This is a genomic window from Sphingopyxis sp. LARHCG72 (assembly GCF_052871675.1).
This window is the reverse complement of record NZ_JBIXJU010000015.1, coordinates 1-15,890: the sequence shown is the minus strand read 5'-3', so window position 1 is coordinate 15,890 and position 15,890 is coordinate 1. Positions and strand designations below refer to the sequence as shown.

The following is a 15,890-nucleotide window of genomic DNA, read 5'->3' as shown; positions in this document are numbered from 1 at the left end:
TTGGCGGCGGAAACCCAAGCGAAAAATTGGTGCAGCCCGCTAAGCGGCAGTGTCAAGGCCGGAAGATGCAGCACAGCGACGGATGCGCCTCACCCGGCATGCGTGGCACGCCGCCGCATCGGCGTGACTTGCCGGCCATCAGGCGAACCGCGCGCCGGAGCATATTTCGTGCGGCTTGAAACGGCACGCCGCATCGAGCGGGCATCGTGCCGTTTCCGGCCAGGACCTCGAAACAGGACAGGTCAGGTTAGAGCCCCGGCCAGATGACGAGCCTTGCCGGGCGCGGCAAATGCAGGTCGATGAAGGACCGCTAAAAGCGCGACGGCAGTCCTGGTGATTGCCTGACGATGCCGTTGCGATAGCCGCCCTTTGGTATCGTTCGAGAAATATGCCGCCCGTTAGTGGAGGCGGCTAACAGGTTTTCTGATTGCAAACGCAACTTGTTTGTCGAGCGGATCGGAGACGCGGCGAAGGCTGGCCGGCGAAGCGCTTCCGGCGATCATGCACGGATTGGGCCCGTCGCTTCTTGCCAGCCCCGGCCTCGGCCAAGCGAGAGCGATGCCAAGCTATCCGGCTCGCCTGATATGTTGAATTCCGCTGCGCCTCCGCCAAATAGTCAAATGGTAAGAACCTCGACCGATCGGCGCGCCGCCGCCTCGACCAACTCCCGATCACAAGAGGCGAGCGGAAGCGCCTTACGAAGCGCGAGTTCCAGATAAGCCGCGTCATACACGGTTAAGCCTCGCTCCCGAGAAAGCGCCCGGGTTGCGCCCCAAGCATGCAGGTCGGTTTCATCGTCGATCCGTATTTTGAATTGCCCGAGCCGTGTCAGCGAACGCTCGGCAAAATCGTCATCGCATCGGCCGCGCCGCACGGCATTTCTCAACATGTTCGCGACCTCAAGCCGCCAGAGCGATGGCACGAAAGCGCCGTTGGCGACCACACGCATCATGATCTCGTGCGCTGCGTCCGTTCTTTCGTCGTCGAAAAGCCAGGCGATCGTCATGGAAGCATCGAGGACCATGGTCATCCCCGGCGTCCCTCCTCGCGCAGCTGGCGTATCGACACGCCGCGCAGGGGATGCTTCTTGCTATCGGCGACGATTTCAGCCGCTGCCCTTTCAGCATTCTGCCGGTTCTGGATGTGAGCCGCTGATCGGCGGATGAGGATATCGCCGTCCAACGCCTCGATCTCCACTTCTTCGCCCTCGCTAAGCCCCGACGAGCGCGCGATTTCGAAGGGAACGCGAATGGCAAGGTTCTTGCCCCATTTACCTACGATTATATGGGTCATGACGCAGCTCCTTTCTCTTGGAATATTCTGGCATATCCCGGCGTGGGAGAGCAAGCGACAATTTGTCGACCCTTCGCGAACAAGCCCGCAGTGCTTCAACATCTTCGAGAAGGTCGGTTTCGATGGGCATGACAGCTGTGATTCAACAGAGGAAAGTGTCGTCAACTGGCGATCGATGCCCCCGGCGTCGGCCATGAACGCGGTGCCAGCAGAGCCCTCCACTAACGCCCCGGGTTGCGCCGCAGTGAGGTGCATACGCCGTGCTGGATGCCAGGCCACTTGAAGCCGCCCGTCTCCAGCAGGCCCGTGCCGTCCCACCAGCGCTTCGCCGGAAGACGTAATAGGGATAACCCGTCGGATTGCGGATCCTCGCTTCGCTTCGCGCTGGTGGAGCCGGGCATCACCTCCTGAATCAGACCTCGACCTCGTCACGCGGAGCGTGGTGCGCAAGATAGGGGCGCAGCCACACCAATAGCGGACAATAGCCAGTCCGCGCTGTGCGGACGGACCTGTCGCCGGTGGAGCCATGCCCCCTCAGCTTGATCGGCAGCGTAAGCCCAAGCGAAAAACTGGGAGCCGGCCGGAGCGGGGCGAGCGCGCCGCCTTCTGCGGCGCGGCTAGAAGCGCGCTTCGACCCCGAGGCGATTCAAAGAACATTTTTCCTTGCGATCCGATTGGATGCGCAGGCAAAAACTGCTCAGCGGCGACGCGAAGATCGGCCCCCAGCGTTAGGGCTGCCACGAACCAATCCTGCGGCGGTTTCCACTCTTGTGCCATTGACGTATACGCCACTGACATATATATTCTGGCGATGACCGCCTTGCTGACCGTTGTCGAATTACCAGAGTTTCTACGGCGGGCCAAAGCGATCATGTCTGACGAGGAACGTATCGCGCTGGTCAATTATGTCGCGGCGCATCCGGAAGGGGGCGTATCGCTAGGCGGGAGCCTCCGCAAGATCCGCATCGCCCGCGCGGGTGGAGGCAAGAGCGGCGGTTACCGAACCATCTATGTGTTCGGCGGTACGCATCTGCCGATCTTTCTCGTCACCGTGTTCGCTAAAAACGAGAAGGATAATTTGAGCAGGACGGAGCAAGCAGAATTGGTCGCGCTGAGCAAAATATTGCTCGCGCGCTATGGAGATTGATGATGAGTGCCTATGAAAGTATCAAGCAGGGACTGACAGAAGCCCTGGCCTTCGCGGAAGGGCAGAAGACCGCCGCACGTATTCATCAAGTGCAGGTGCCCGCGGTCGATGTTGCTGCGATCCGAGCCAGCACTGGTCTGTCGCAGGGAGCGTTCGCACGCAGCATCGGAGTTGCCAAGGGCACGCTGCTTAACTGGGAGCATGGCCGCCGCCGCCCAACCGGCCCTGCCCAAGTGCTGCTCGCCATGATCGCCAAAAAGCCTTCGCTGGTGAGCGAACTGCTGCGTTAAGGGCTGCAATGCTATGTCGAGTCCGAATTTAAGGCCCCCACTTACCCACGGGTGCATGACGATTTTCTAAGACGCTCCGGCGGATAGAACGCGACGGCGCGTCGGGGACGCATGCGATAGCTTGCTGCCATTCCTGGGGATGCATCCACTCTCATGACCAGTCGGCCGAAGCCGCAGCCCCCTTAATCGCATCGAGAAGCTTGTCGCCGGCATCAGCGCCAATCGTCTGTACGAGCCGCTTGCCGGTTGCCGGATCGATCTGATGGAAGTGGAACTTCGTGCCCTTGAGCGGCTTGGAGATCAGGTCGGCAATCATCAACTCACGGTGGCGGTTCTCGGCGTTGGCGAAGGGTGCAATCAGATCGACGAGCCAGACCTCATCACCCGATGTCCATTCATCGAGGATGAGCCGGTTATCGGGTTCGATCATGCCCTTGTCGGGCTTGGCCACGGCCTGGGGAGTGCACTTGGCCCACATCGCGAGCCCCACCGCTGCGCCCCATCCCGGAACAGATAGAATTGCTGATAAATTAGTGCCGGCATGACGAGCCATTCCATGTCGCCAATGGCGAACCCTCGGTGAAGCGGCGACTGGGTAAGCAGCCACGTCATTTCGCCGAGCAGATGACTGACGGTGGGCGCTGCGGTTTCTTCGTCTTCCTCGTCAAACGGCAACTTGGGAGCCGGGTAGCTATCATGGGCGCTATTCAGCCGCGCTTCCTGACTTCCGGCAGGAAGCGCGAGCGCCGACGCCATGGTCAGCGCCAGGACCCAGCAAACTCCACGCCCGCGGCCCTGCCGCCTCTTCGCCCGCCTAAAATACAATCCCGCCCCCTCACCCTATGCTTAGATGAGAAGACGCACTGATCGCGATGTCGTGCACGTGCCCTTGACCGGAAGCGTGCGGCGATCCCGGGATCGCGGAGCGCGGGTATCGCCGGCGTCGCCTATCCTCCTGCTAAATGCTGAATCTTTTCCGCTCCTTGCGACCAAAATCACATAGTCAAAATCACATAAAGGAATTCCATGGTCACGAAGCTGCGGCGGCCCGCGCCACCGACTCCCGCGCGCGGATAGAAGAACATAGCCTGACCGGCACGCTGGCGCGCCTTGTGTCGATCGCCTTCGCCGCAGCGAGCAGAAATGGTCATAAAATGCGGGGCGACAGATGATTATATCATCCGCCGCCCCCAAACCACGCGACCCACTGGGAGGGATACCCCGAGACGTGCATGGCCCCGGCTTCGGGTCACGGAATCGGTAGCAGCCCGGCTGCGCATGATAAGTCAGCGCCTGTGAGCGAAGAGTTACCGGTCACATAGGCTGAAGATTGCCCTATCCCAAATCGTCAGAGAAGATCGGTGAACCGCGCGATACCTACGATCGAGGCGAGAAGCAGCGCATGTGCGGCGAATAGCCACTGAAGAAGACGCGTGTTGCGCGCCGCATGATCGCGCGCCATTTCGCGCGCAAGCGCCGCAAATTCGTCGCGCATCTGGTCCTTGCTCGGATAGCGTGCGCGCTCAGGAGCGCATTCCCGGGTAATGACGGCGACGATCGCTTCGGCCTCGCGGTCGACGATGCCGGCAGCCATGAGATCTTTGATGGCACGGTGGCGTGTGAATGGGTCGGTCATGCACAAAAGACGCAGGAAAATGGACGGCGTTCACCGCCTATCAAACCAGCGCCCCGAAACCGGGACCGAGTGGACCGGTTTCACGCCCGGCGGTTCGAGCGCGCAAGCCTCCGGTCGAAGCATCTGCCAGCGAAGCGGAACCTGCTTCTCCACCACGTCATCCCGGTGGGCGGGGTTCTCTCTGCGCGCGGAAACGGTTCGCCGCAAGCGCGGGCCCCGCGTTGATAATATTTCAGGCAATCTGGTGTCCTTCACCCGAACAATGGCTTTCCGCCGTGCCGGCCTCACAAAACGTCCAGGCCAATTTCGCTCGACGGGCCGGCGCCTTGGCGCGGGCAGATTTACCGCCTTCACCGAGACGCTCTGTAGCCGGCGGCGGCGGAGCGGTCAGAGGCTGGCCTTCTGCCGGAGCCCATCGAGCCATTCGCGCGACACCGCCTCGACCGTGTCGCGCAACATCGTCACCGCAGCCCGGATCGCCTGCAGATCGTCGCTACCGATATCGTACGCAGCCGAGTAGCGCGCCTCGACATAGGCGCGCTTCGCCAGCTCGAAGCGCCGGCGATCGATCTTCGTCGCTCGGGGCCAGGCCTCGACAAGCCGCGTCTCCCGATCCTCGGCCAACGAGCGCAGGAACTTCAGATTATGCGAGCGTGGAACATAATGGCTGCGCACGAGAAGGAAGCAGGTGTAGGCCGTTTCTGCGGCCTGATGGAGGTTGAACGCCGCATTCTTGGCCCACTCGGGATCGGTCTCACTTTCGGCGCAGGATACTGCGGCTAACTTGAGCCACCGATCAACCGCTGGAAGCTGCTTCGCAAGATATTCGCTGGCCATTTCATAGGCATCGGTCGCCGTGAGCGGCATCGGGGTCGCCAGCGCGCTTCCGGGCAGATCGTACAGCACGACCCCGTCCCGCGCGATGTCGACCCAGAAATATTCGCCGCGCGAGAGGCCGCGATTCACCTCGTCAAGCGTGTGGACGATGATATTCACCGGCCGCGCGATCCCGGCATCGCGCAGGATCTTGTCCTCTGCGACATACCAATAATCCGCAATATCGGTGAGGTCGGCGTGGCTGACGATGATCAGCAGATCATAATCGGATTGATAGCCGTTTTCGGGCTCGTCCACCCAGTCGCCGCGCGCATAGCTGCCGAACAGGACGATCTTTCGAACCTTGCCGTTCTTTTTCCATGGCTGCGTCGCGCGCGCGATCGCGACGGCAAATTCGTCCATCAAGATCCGCGTCGCCAGCGCCAGTTCTTCCTGCTGCGTCGGCGGGAGATGGTCGACATCGTTCTTCATCCGCTGAGTCTCGCCATCTTCGCGCCCGGTGGCAAGACCTCATTGCGGCAATCGGCGTCGATAGCCCGGATTGGACGTTAAAAAACCATGCCGAGCCGATCACCGCAAAGTTACGGAAAAGCGGGGGCATCCCGCGCGCGCTCGGCATAGCGGACCGCTCGGCATAATCGAAGTTATGCCCGAATCCGGCATAATTTCGAGTAGCGCGCCTTCTCCTGACCTTCCACATAGACAGACACCCTCGGCCGCCCTTGCACACGGCCCGGAGCTGCTGCGCGCTACCTCTCGGCCCCCGTCGCCTCTTCCAGTTTCGAGTTCGGCGGCAGAATTTCAATGCGGCGGATTGGGGCACGCCAGGGCAGTAAGGATGCAAGCGATGCGACCAGCGCATCGTCCAGCCCCGGATCCGGCATTTGCGGGTCGCCGAGCGCAACCAGATCGGGCGTGGTACCGAACAGCGTATCCGCCTCGGCGCCGGCCCGATATGGCCGGATCGTGTAAAGGATCCGGCGATCGCTTCCCTCGCCCATGAGCCGTGCGTGGAACAATAAGGTCAGCCGGTCGCGCTCACCTATGGCGACATCGGCATAGGCGAGTTCGGTAACCGGGTAAGGCGCGCCCTTGGCTGCCAGGTCGACGAGATGCCGACACAGCGCGGCGCGCATCTTGCGGCGAACCGGCAGCATGTCGCGCCGCACCAGCGCCGGATCGAGCGTCACCAGGCAAAGTACCGACACCTTGCCCACGCCTTCCCACAAACGCGATGGCATCGCCGGAGACGAGAAGGACGGCATCGCGAGCCGCGGCTGCACGTCGAGATCCGGTGCCGGACCAGAAAGCGCCGCCGCGCCGATGAGGACAGTCGAAATCATCCGGCGATTTGCTTGCATGACATTCCCTCGCGAAGGCAGCCGCACGGCAATCTCGCATCCTGCGGCGGAACGGCAGTAGCGGCGGCCTCGCTCGCAAGTTCAACGGACGGCAGGTTAGTTGGCCGTTAGGTTGCCGCAGGCCAACCCTCACGCGGAAAGCAGCCCCGTTCAGGCAAAAGCGAATGTCGCGCTTTTCCGCGCGGCGCGCGCTGCCGATGCGGAATGTGCGGGTGCGGAACCGGGTCAGTTTTTCCCGCGGCCGATTGGGTGTATCATCGGGCGATGAGCAAGCCCGCCCTTGAACGCATCGCCCGCGCCCTATGCCGAGCAGAGGGACATCCCGAAAATATCAAGTTCGAGGGCAAGCCGATGTGGCAAGGCTTTCTGCCCAATGCGCGAGCCGTACTGATCGAGCTGCAAAACCCGACCGATGCGATGGCCAAGGCCGGGGCGAAGTCCGCCTTTGATCTCGTCCTGGACGTCGACGCGCACGGTGCGCGTACTATGTTCGCGGCGATGATCGACGCCGCGCTGGTCGACGGCGCCTGATATCTAACGACGGTAAGCGCGATTTCCGCCTGTCCTAAACTTGACAGGGGCGCCGGAAAACCCGCTGAAGGCGGCTGGCCTGCGGCGCATTCCAGCACAAGTTCACGCCTGAACCACGGACGCGATGAAACCCTGACAAAGCGACAATCTTGTGAGCGCCAGTTTCAAGATCGATCCTATTGATGGAGACGGACTTCTCGTTCGGAGAATTTGCTCACTCCTCGGGACCGGGTAAGCGACGTGCCTGAATGCTCGCGATGTCATGAAGAGGTTGCACCCATCTTCGCACCACCTCGTCTCCGCAAGGTCGATCCTGTAGGTGGCAGCACAAGGTTCGGCTTGTCGCCCGCCAAGCCGTTTGAATTCAACCGGCCTGAGCGGGTGAGATGAAACTGAGCGGACGAGACCGCCGCCAACGACGGACCCGCTGCAAGCATCGCGGCGACAGCCAGGACGCGGAACATGAGAGGCCCTTTCAGCGTGGACCATTATTTTCCGGCGATGATGCAGGAGGCGGAAGATTGTGCGTCATTCGGGGGGTGGACCTTGCCGATTTTGACAGGGGCCAATTTGAAATCGAATCCTGTCGACGCCGCGACGACTTAAAATAATCAATCCGCAAAAGGGGCATCGCCGTGAAGAATATTTGGCGCTTTGGACGGACCGGCCCCCAGACTCCAATATCGACGCCGGCGTTTTTCGCGGCAGCGGTGCCCGGCAACGCCCAGAGCGAGGCCACCCAACCCATTGCTGCCGGATCGCGATGAGTAATGTGCCGTCTCGCCGGCGACAGGATGCCGGGGCGACGCCGCGGCGGAAGGCTGCGCATATACGCCGCCTGGTCTTCGTCGCGACAATCCTTGCCCTGGCCGCCGGCCTGACTGCGCTTGGCGTCTGGCAACTCGAGCGACGGGTCTGGAAGCATGACCTGATCGGCTCGGTCGCGGCGCGCGTTCGCGCCGAACCGGCTCCAGCCCCGGGACGTTCCGAATGGCGAGACATCGGCGTCGCCACCCATGCCTATCGCCGCGTCCGCGCGACCGGCCATTTCGATCATGGCCGCGAAACGCTGGTGCAGGCCGTGACCGATCGGGGCAGCGGCTTTTGGGTGCTGACGCCGCTGAAGACGCCGGAGTTCACCCTATTGGTCAATCGCGGCTTCGTCCCATTCGATCGGCGCGATCCGGCGACACGCTCCGCCGGCAATTTTGCGGGAACCGTCACCGTCACCGGCTTGCTGCGCATCAGCGAGCCTAATGGCGGCTTTCTGCGTTCCAACGATCCCGCCGCGCAGCGCTGGTATACACGCGATATCGCCGCGATTGCCAAGGCGAGGCACATCCAAGGGGTCGCGCCCTATTTCATCGACGCCGACGCCAAGCCCAATACAGGAGGCTATCCGGTCGGCGGTTTGACCGTCGTGCGCTTTTCCGACAATCACATGATCTATGCCCTGACCTGGTTCGGACTGGCGCTGCTCGGCCTCTTTTTCGCCCGGCGTCTATGGTATCTGACCCCAAGCCGGTTCCATCTCGCCGAAGAATAGACAGCTCAGGACTCCACAATGCCCGCGCCGGACGCGGAAAAACCGCGCGGCCCGGCGCTCTCGTATGGTGCGGGAGCTGCTGATAGGCAGAATGGTAATCCGGAGCCGCAATCTGCCTGACTACCTCGTCCTAAGCGGTTCGGTTCCGACCTAAAGGAACGCGGGACCGCATGCGGACGGTCCGCGGCACATTGCGACCCTGGCCACGCTAGCGCTATGCTCCCGGTTGCCCCACCTCACCGCGGAACTCCGGAGGGAGCATGACAATCCCTTTCCAATATTCTGCTGTCGATTTCCCTTATCCAGCAGTTGGTAGGGACCGGTCGATGAAAGCTGCATTTCACCATTTCGGATCATGATCCGCCGCCGCGATACCACAGAAAAAGATGGCGAGCATGATCGGTGGCCAGATAGCGAGCGCAACAATGCGAAGCGGCGGAGTGAGCCCGGGAACGAACTGAGGGGCTAGACAGGACAGAGCCGCCCCGATCAATCCGGCATGTTCTTTCCACGAGGTGGCGACATATCTGCGACTGCCGTTTTTCGTAGAACCCTCTTGAACCAGTAGCCCCTGTCGTCAGCCTCATCCAAGAGCCGGGTTCTCCGCACAACACAGCCCGGCAAGCCGTCACATGCCAGAGCCGCCCGGACGCCAGCCCATGAGCCTGTACAGCCAGTGGCAGCCAGGATCAGAGCCCAGAAACCCGTAACATCCGGGCCGACCAGACCGCTTGCAGCATTCCCATTGCCCGGGGGCGCAGAAGCACGAAAGCGAGCATGATAGCACAATAGGAACAGACGCCCGTCCAATAGACATTCTCGAACTGGGTTTGCGACATATATAGGATAATTCCGGCCCTATATGCGGATTTTAGAAGCCAGAACGCCGCCTCCACCGCGACAGCCGACAGGAAGGTCGTGACCAGCAAAATCCCGGTGGTCACGCGTCCCGAAATCCGCAAAGCCCCGTTGGCCCATTTTCGAAGCCCTCGCCGAAGTCGCATCAGGCGGATATGTGGCAGCGAAATCTTCACTCGCAATCCTTCCTTGTATATCGCTCGATCGCGCGGCGCCGCCATTTAATGTCACGGTCCGCGACTTTCCAAAGCCGCTGGTCCTTCGTTATGACTAGAGCGGCGAACCCAGCGCAGCCGAGCACCCCGGTTCGGCTATCGCCGCCTGGGCTTTCTTGCGTGCCATGCCATGCCCACCAAGATGGCGATTAGAGGCCAACCATAGTTGTCGCTCCTGGAAGAGCGGTGCGCGGGTCTTTTAGGGACCGGCGTCCGAGGAGCCGCATCGGCATGATTTCGGGAGAGACCGGCAGGCACGAAGAAACAAGAAAAGGATTCCGGCCGGCCCAAGCCACCTTCCGCCCTATCCCCGATCAGAAACGGACATTGAATCCGATCTTCGCGCTATGGCTTTGGAAGCCCTTGCCTGCCTGCGCGACATAGTCGAGCGAGACGGTGACGGCCTGATCGGCCGGGCTGCTGATCCCCGTGCCCCATTCGATCACATCACGGCCGAGACGGCGCGAAGCCGCAGCGAATGCCGGCGCGGGATCGAGAAGAAAGCCATTGCCAAGGATCGCGTCGCGATCATTGAGCTCGCGCTTGTACAGCACCCGCGCATAGGGGGCAAAGCGCTGCCCACCGGTCGTCGTCATGCTTCCGCTGATCTCGAGGCCGCCGCCCACACGGATGCTTTCATAGGCGCCAGCGCTGCCGGTGAGCGCCGCCGGACCGCCGGTTTCCGCAAAGTCGATCCCGCCCAGACGCATATATTCCACCGTCGGCACGACCGCCGTGATCCGGGTTTTCGAGCCCGGATTGAGCGTGAAGCCATGCTCGAGACCGGCCGTGATCGCGTCGTTCGAATAAGTTGCGCGATTGAGATCTTCGAGCCCCTCGATACCGATGATCGAGCGGTTGCTCCGGTTCTTCAGGCGATGGTAGCCCGCCTGCGCCGACACATGGCCGCGCCCGTAGCTGAAGTCGCCATAGAGCGACCCGCCATAGGCGCGGGTCCGGCTGTCGATCCCCGATCCGGGGCGCTCGCGCCCGTCCATCCGGCCATAACCGAAAGCGAAGCCGACGTCGACATCGCCGCCGATCTGGCGGGAGACGCCGAACAGGCTGCCGTAGGAATCGACTTTCATCCGGTCGACCGCACCGTCGCTCGCGATATGGCCGGACTGACCGAAGCCGGCGACCCAGAAGCGTGTGCCGCTATCGTCGCGCACCGCCGCCGACTCCTTTCCTTCGGCCACGAAATTGGCCCCGTTCAGCCGGCGCATCGCACCGACCTGCGTTCGCAGGGTGGTCGCGAAGAGATTAGCGAAGCCCCCGGTCGCGAGACGGAGCGAGGCGTGACCATCGCCCCGCAGTGATCCGCCCTCGCGCCGTGCGATGTCGCGGTCGGCGAACTGGAGCGCACCGAGGAGCGGAGCGAGTGGTGTATCCGCTTCGTAGGAGGCTGCGCGCAACCGGTCGCCAAGGCCGTTACCCGAACGCCGGTTCCCGAACAGCTGGGTATCGTCGAACGCCGGGTTGGCCACCATGTAGATGGATTCGGCATCCTGGTGCAGCGTGAAGGTCAAAAGCGAATTTTCGCGGGGCGAAAAGATCGCGCCGTCCGCGAAGGTTATCCCGGCATCGTTCGCGTCGCGGCGAACGGTGGCGAAAGAGCCCTCGATGATGGGCTTGTGTGAGATTTTGGAGTTGAAAAAGCCAAAAAGTTTGAGCACATCCACGGTGGGATCGTCATCCTGGAAGTCCTCTGGATTGGCACGCGCGGGCCCTTCGATATGCTCGACGCCAACCAATGTCGAACGAGCGTCGGGAGCGAAAAAGCCGCGCCGGACATCGAGCGTGGCAGTGGCACCGGGCGCGATCACGAGCCGTCCGCGGTGTCGCTCGGCAACATAACCATATGCCGCCGTGACAAAAAACAACTCGAGCCGGGAAACAATTACCTCGGCATCGATCAACCGGATATTGGGCGCATGAACCTCCGCCGCAACGTTGAAGAGGGTCTCGCTGCCCGTTTCGAGCGTGAGTCGTACATCGTCCTGATCTATCAGAGTGACCCGTGACGGGGACGCGCTGCCTCGTTGATAAAGTGGCAGGAAAGGCTGAACCGCAATGCCTTCGGGAGCCAGGATCCCACCCGCGCCGACACTCAAATTTGAGGCGACGGTGCCGAAACCCGAGAGCCGGCCACCCTTCACGACGGTGGTCAGCAGGTCCGACGCCAAGGTTCCGCCGCGCAGATCGATCGTTCCCCCGTCCGATGCCGTGATCCATGTGCTCGTCGGCCGCGCGGCGAACCTGGGACGAAGGTCAATCGTTATAAAGCCTGCATTGAGCGTGACCTCGTCCTCGACGAGTTCGGCAGGTGCATTGGTGCCGGGCTCGACGATGATCGTCCCGCCCCTTTCGGCGGCGATGATGTCGGCTCCCGTGGCTTCGGTCATATGCCAGACGCCGCCATCGGCAACGCGGACCACGCCATGCGCCTCGTCCAGCGATGGGGCATCGCCCGCTTCGGGATCGGCTGAGAAACGGCGAAAGTTGGGATTGATATTGCCGCTGGCCGTGCCGCGGACCCACAGATAGTCGTCCGAAAGATCGAGGGTGCCGGCGTTGATGATGCCGTCGCTGCGGATCGTCACCCCGGGATAGGGGATGCAATCGGTCGCCTGGCTCCCGCCTGGACAATAGGTCGTCGTCTTGCCCGCGTCGTTGACAAAATAGCGCAGGAACCCTTGGCTGTCGGTGAGATGCGTAATCGCATAATCGATGCGCTCCATCGCCTCGGCCGGAATCTCGTCCCCCAGAAGACCGCGATAGTGCGCGAGAATACTCGACTGATCGCTGCTGACGGTCGTGACCGATACGTCATATTCTTCCGGATCTTGAACGGTCGTTGCCGAACCATGGATGCCGAAGATCGTCCGCGCATATCGGGAGTGGAATAACGGCAGGTCATCGACCGCATCGTGCCGCCCGACGCCCCCGACCACTCCGGCGGTACAGGCCGAATAGCAGCCCCCCTGGACCGCGGTGTCCAGCCTACGGTCGCGGATCAGCTTGCCCATGCCCGTGCCGGCAACCGCCGCGCCGCCGTTCGACCCGCGGAAAACGACCGTGGTAATTACAATATCCGCATCGTCGGCCGCGTCGAGCATGCGCCGCAACTTGACGTCGTCACCCAGATCGAACGTACCCGAAGCATAGATTTTGTCGCCACTGCGATGAAAATCCATCGCCTGCGCCGGCTGCGGCATGCCCAACACCGATGCCAGGCCCGAAGTGGCGAGAAGAAGTTGGACAGCTTTGCCCGACACGATACCCTGTTTTTTCATGCGGAAGTTCCCTGATCCCGTTGCGCGGCGTATCGCCGTAAATGGAAGACGCAGCCGGGGCCGCCTCATGCACCAGAGTTGCTCTGACACCTGGGGAATTGACCCATTTTTGCTGAGGGTCTTCTGCCGTATGATCCCTGCCGGACGAGAAATTACGGCATGAAGGCATCGAAGTTGCGGGCGCGCAAAGAGTGGCGATACGTATTGACCGGCGCGATCCTCGCGCAATCGACGGTTCGCAAGAGACCAAAGACGGATCGCGCTGCTCCGACCCGCCATCATTGCGTCCGGCATTTCACGGTTTGTAAAACGTTATATCATTTCATAAAACACCCCCGTCTGAAGGGCATCTGAAAGGGAAGCGCGTGCTGGGAAATTTGCATTGTTCGTGCCGGCTGAACATAGGCCGGCGCCGGAGGGCATGTCGCTGATGCTCGGCTGTGCCGCGGTCGCGCTGTCGGCGACCCCGGCCTTCGCGCAATCGACATCTGGAATCGAGAAAGCCGAGGAGGTCGTCCGTTCGGGCGACGAGCTTGACGAGATCATCGTCAGCGGCCGACGGAGTCAGACGCTTGCGGTCCCTGTGGACGTCATCGGCCAGACCATCGGCACGCGCAAGCTCGACGGGACGAATATCGTCAATCCCGAAGACGCGCTGAAATATGTTCCCAACCTCGTCGTTCGGAAGCGTTTCATCGGCGACACCGATGGCGCGATTTCCATCCGCGGGACAAACATGTCGCAGCCGGCGCGAACCAGCGTGTTCATCGACGGCATTCCGCTGTCAAACTTCCTGGGCAATGATTCGGACTATTCGCCTCGCCGGCGGCTCATCGCCTCGGACGAGATTCAGTCGATCGACGTCATGTACGGCCCCTACTCGGCGCGATATAGCGGCGCGATCCGGGCAAGGATGTCTGAAGGCAGCCGGTCCTTTCAGCGTCGAGCATGGCAGTCTCCATTGCCTGCCAGCCGCTGGATGCGTCCGGATGGAACGTGGGGGCGGAGGTGGGAAGGATGGAAAATAGCGCGTGAGCCCGAATAGGCCCGTGCGCCTTGGTACTTCGGCCCCCTCCACCCTGCCCGTTCCGGTGTCCGGCGGCGTCCAACGGGCGGGCGGAAATAATTTCCCGTCCCGTTCCGACAAAGGGCCTCGGCACGAGTATGAAACGGTGACACGCCGCCCCTCCCGACCGGCGATCGGCCTCCCGATCAGCTGCGGCGGCGCGAAGACATCGGCATCCGGCATTCGATCCGGCCGCCTCGCCCTGCGGCCGAAGACCCGTCGCATCTTCCGGAAGAGCCGCCTGCGGCAGCGGACTTACCATGAAGTTGCGGAAGAACTTGGCGTCAGCGCCCGGGCCGTCGCGCGCCCTATGTCGCGCGCCGCGGCACGGTTCCGCAAAGCGGTTCACCGCACGCTGGTGAAGGCATTGCGCGATTTGCTGCGACGCCGGCATGCGCCTTCGCCGCCCGGTCACTTTTGGGCATTACGCCTTGCGCGATTGCGAACGTGCACGCCGCGAACAGATAAAAACTGGCAAGAATTATCGTCATGCATATCGCAAATGAGAAGCTGGCATAGTCGGCGAGAGGCGCGTGATCCAATGCCTTCCGAAACGCCGGAACACCGGCATCGAGACCATCGTCAAGCCGATATGCACCGGCCGAAGCAATCGCCACGAGCAGCAGATCCCATGCCGAATATGTCTGCTCGGGTCCCCCACGCCGTGGCTTTAGCATGTTCAATAAACGGTCAAGTAGAGGACGCATGTTCATTCTCCCATTGGAACGGGCTGGATCGGCGGAAGCACAACCGGATCAACGCGCGACGGGCGTCGCGAACCGGGCGCTGTTAGTATAGTAAGAAACCACGGGGCGTCCTCCCGCATCGAGCGCTGGCTCGAAACGTGCGCGCACCATGACCTTGCGACAGACTGCATCATCAAAATCCTTGGGCCGGGTCGATTGCTGAATATGACAGCTCTTCGGCTTTCCCTGATCATCGACGATGAGCCGAAAATGCACGAGCCCTTGATAGCCAAGATGGCTCATGCGCGGCGGATAATCGCTGCCCCTTATCCAATCCCCAGGACTGCCGAGGGGCGCGGCACGCCGCGACAGCGATTTATCCGCCTCAGCATCGATACCCCAACCGCGGAGCAGATCGTCGGTGCAGGCTGCAAGCGCCTGCTCCGCCGCCGCCATGGCTCCCGTTTCAAGCACGACCGTCTGCTTGCTCGAAATGCGCAGTTCGAGAAAACGGATCGCGGCATAGAGTGCCGGATCGATTACAGGTGGTTCAGGCTGCGCGGCGTCGCTCTCGCCAGCAGCCACAGCGGGATCATAGCCTGTGATCCAGAGGCCACCTCCGACGACCAGCGCGGCCTTGCCGTTACCGAGCATGCCCGGCGTGACGCCCTTCTCGAACGCGGGATCGTTCGGTCCGAAGCGAAGGGTAATCCGGCGTATACCGTCACGCACTTCTATCGGCTGCCCCGTCAGCGTCATATGGACTTTCGGTCCCGGCCGGAAACGGTCGAGGACGAGTGTCACTTCCTTGTCGCCGGTTCCGAAAGCACGCGCCAACCGACAGCTGTCGTCGGCATAGTTGACATGCCAGTTCGATGATGGGGCAAGCCGCAGCGCTTCTTCCGCATCGGGGGATGTCATCGCGGCCGCAAGGATGACGAGCCCAGCCATGGGAGAAGATTGGAGCATGGAACTATTCTCCGCGAAAACGCCCTAAGGCCTGAGGATCAGCGTGCAATAGGCACCCCCTTCGTGGGGTGATCGGCGTGCAAAAAGGACCCCTTCATCCCGGGGATTTAGTCGGCCGACTGGTTTTGATCAGTTGGCGAGAACGGGATGTTGATCGTG

The 15,890-nt window shown here is 61.8% G+C and carries 15 protein-coding genes and 2 pseudogenes; 6 read left to right on the top strand and 11 right to left on the bottom strand.

The window, feature by feature from the left end:
• Positions 1 to 616: 616 nt before the first annotated feature.
• A complete protein-coding gene (locus ACIPPQ_RS21260) occupies positions 617 to 1,030 on the bottom strand; it encodes a type II toxin-antitoxin system VapC family toxin (protein WP_446546040.1) in 414 nt (137 codons plus the stop codon).
• Positions 1,027 to 1,293 (bottom strand): AbrB/MazE/SpoVT family DNA-binding domain-containing protein, encoded by a 267-nt coding sequence (locus ACIPPQ_RS21255; RefSeq protein WP_446546039.1) that lies wholly within the window; start codon positions 1,291 to 1,293, stop codon positions 1,027 to 1,029. Before ACIPPQ_RS21255 ends, ACIPPQ_RS21260 begins: the two co-directional genes overlap by 4 nt.
• Before the next feature lie 811 nt (positions 1,294 to 2,104).
• On the opposite strand from ACIPPQ_RS21255, the gene ACIPPQ_RS21250 reads away from it, so the two are divergent.
• A complete protein-coding gene (locus ACIPPQ_RS21250; protein ID WP_446546038.1) occupies positions 2,105 to 2,440 on the top strand; it encodes a type II toxin-antitoxin system RelE/ParE family toxin in 336 nt (111 codons plus the stop codon).
• Positions 2,440 to 2,730: a helix-turn-helix domain-containing protein gene (locus tag ACIPPQ_RS21245; RefSeq protein ID WP_446546037.1), complete on the top strand. Its 291-nt coding sequence runs from the start codon at positions 2,440 to 2,442 to the stop codon at positions 2,728 to 2,730. Before ACIPPQ_RS21250 ends, ACIPPQ_RS21245 begins: the two co-directional genes overlap by 1 nt.
• Positions 2,731 to 2,881: 151 nt before the next feature.
• Here ACIPPQ_RS21245 and ACIPPQ_RS21240 read toward each other — a convergent pair whose 3' ends face one another.
• From ACIPPQ_RS21240 to ACIPPQ_RS21220, 5 genes and pseudogenes are all read right to left on the bottom strand, one after another.
• Positions 2,882 to 3,283: a toxin-activating lysine-acyltransferase gene (locus tag ACIPPQ_RS21240; RefSeq protein WP_446546036.1), complete on the bottom strand. Its 402-nt coding sequence runs from the start codon at positions 3,281 to 3,283 to the stop codon at positions 2,882 to 2,884.
• A gap of 2 nt (positions 3,284 to 3,285) precedes the next feature.
• A pseudogene (locus tag ACIPPQ_RS21235) lies at positions 3,286 to 3,342 on the bottom strand (hypothetical protein); the annotation flags it as partial.
• Between the two features lie 736 nt (positions 3,343 to 4,078).
• A complete protein-coding gene (locus ACIPPQ_RS21230) occupies positions 4,079 to 4,366 on the bottom strand; it encodes a hypothetical protein (protein WP_446546035.1) in 288 nt (95 codons plus the stop codon).
• 387 nt (positions 4,367 to 4,753) lie between these two features.
• Complete coding sequence (locus tag ACIPPQ_RS21225; RefSeq protein WP_446546034.1) at positions 4,754 to 5,674, bottom strand: HEPN domain-containing protein; 921 nt, start codon at positions 5,672 to 5,674, stop codon at positions 4,754 to 4,756.
• A gap of 278 nt (positions 5,675 to 5,952) precedes the next feature.
• A complete protein-coding gene (locus ACIPPQ_RS21220; RefSeq protein WP_446546033.1) occupies positions 5,953 to 6,564 on the bottom strand; it encodes a hypothetical protein in 612 nt (203 codons plus the stop codon).
• 264 nt (positions 6,565 to 6,828) lie between these two features.
• Between ACIPPQ_RS21220 and ACIPPQ_RS21215 the strand changes: the two genes are divergently transcribed.
• Positions 6,829 to 7,095 (top strand): hypothetical protein, encoded by a 267-nt coding sequence (locus ACIPPQ_RS21215; protein WP_446546032.1) that lies wholly within the window; start codon positions 6,829 to 6,831, stop codon positions 7,093 to 7,095.
• Positions 7,096 to 7,858: 763 nt separating this feature from the next.
• Complete coding sequence (locus ACIPPQ_RS21210) at positions 7,859 to 8,641, top strand: SURF1 family protein (protein WP_446546031.1); 783 nt, start codon at positions 7,859 to 7,861, stop codon at positions 8,639 to 8,641.
• 689 nt (positions 8,642 to 9,330) lie between these two features.
• On the opposite strand, the gene ACIPPQ_RS21205 is transcribed toward ACIPPQ_RS21210, so the two are convergent.
• The gene (locus tag ACIPPQ_RS21205) at positions 9,331 to 9,675 is read right to left on the bottom strand and encodes a hypothetical protein (RefSeq protein WP_446546030.1); all 345 of its coding nucleotides are present in this window, start codon (positions 9,673 to 9,675) and stop codon (positions 9,331 to 9,333) included.
• 353 nt (positions 9,676 to 10,028) lie between these two features.
• Positions 10,029 to 13,238: an autotransporter domain-containing protein gene (locus tag ACIPPQ_RS21200; protein WP_446546029.1), complete on the bottom strand. Its 3,210-nt coding sequence runs from the start codon at positions 13,236 to 13,238 to the stop codon at positions 10,029 to 10,031.
• Positions 13,239 to 13,593: 355 nt separating this feature from the next.
• Between ACIPPQ_RS21200 and ACIPPQ_RS21195 the strand changes: the two genes are divergently transcribed.
• Both ACIPPQ_RS21195 and ACIPPQ_RS21190 read left to right on the top strand, forming a co-directional pair.
• Complete coding sequence (locus tag ACIPPQ_RS21195; protein ID WP_446546028.1) at positions 13,594 to 14,055, top strand: TonB-dependent receptor plug domain-containing protein; 462 nt, start codon at positions 13,594 to 13,596, stop codon at positions 14,053 to 14,055.
• Positions 14,042 to 14,353: pseudogene (locus ACIPPQ_RS21190) on the top strand (hypothetical protein); the annotation flags it as partial. The gene ACIPPQ_RS21195 and the pseudogene ACIPPQ_RS21190, both read left to right, overlap by 14 nt.
• Positions 14,354 to 14,384: 31 nt before the next feature.
• Here the strand turns inward: ACIPPQ_RS21190 and ACIPPQ_RS21185 are convergent.
• Both ACIPPQ_RS21185 and ACIPPQ_RS21180 read right to left on the bottom strand, forming a co-directional pair.
• Positions 14,385 to 14,783 (bottom strand): hypothetical protein, encoded by a 399-nt coding sequence (locus ACIPPQ_RS21185; protein WP_446546051.1) that lies wholly within the window; start codon positions 14,781 to 14,783, stop codon positions 14,385 to 14,387.
• Between the two features lie 48 nt (positions 14,784 to 14,831).
• Positions 14,832 to 15,713: a TonB family protein gene (locus ACIPPQ_RS21180; protein ID WP_446546027.1), complete on the bottom strand. Its 882-nt coding sequence runs from the start codon at positions 15,711 to 15,713 to the stop codon at positions 14,832 to 14,834.
• Positions 15,714 to 15,890 lie beyond the last annotated feature (177 nt).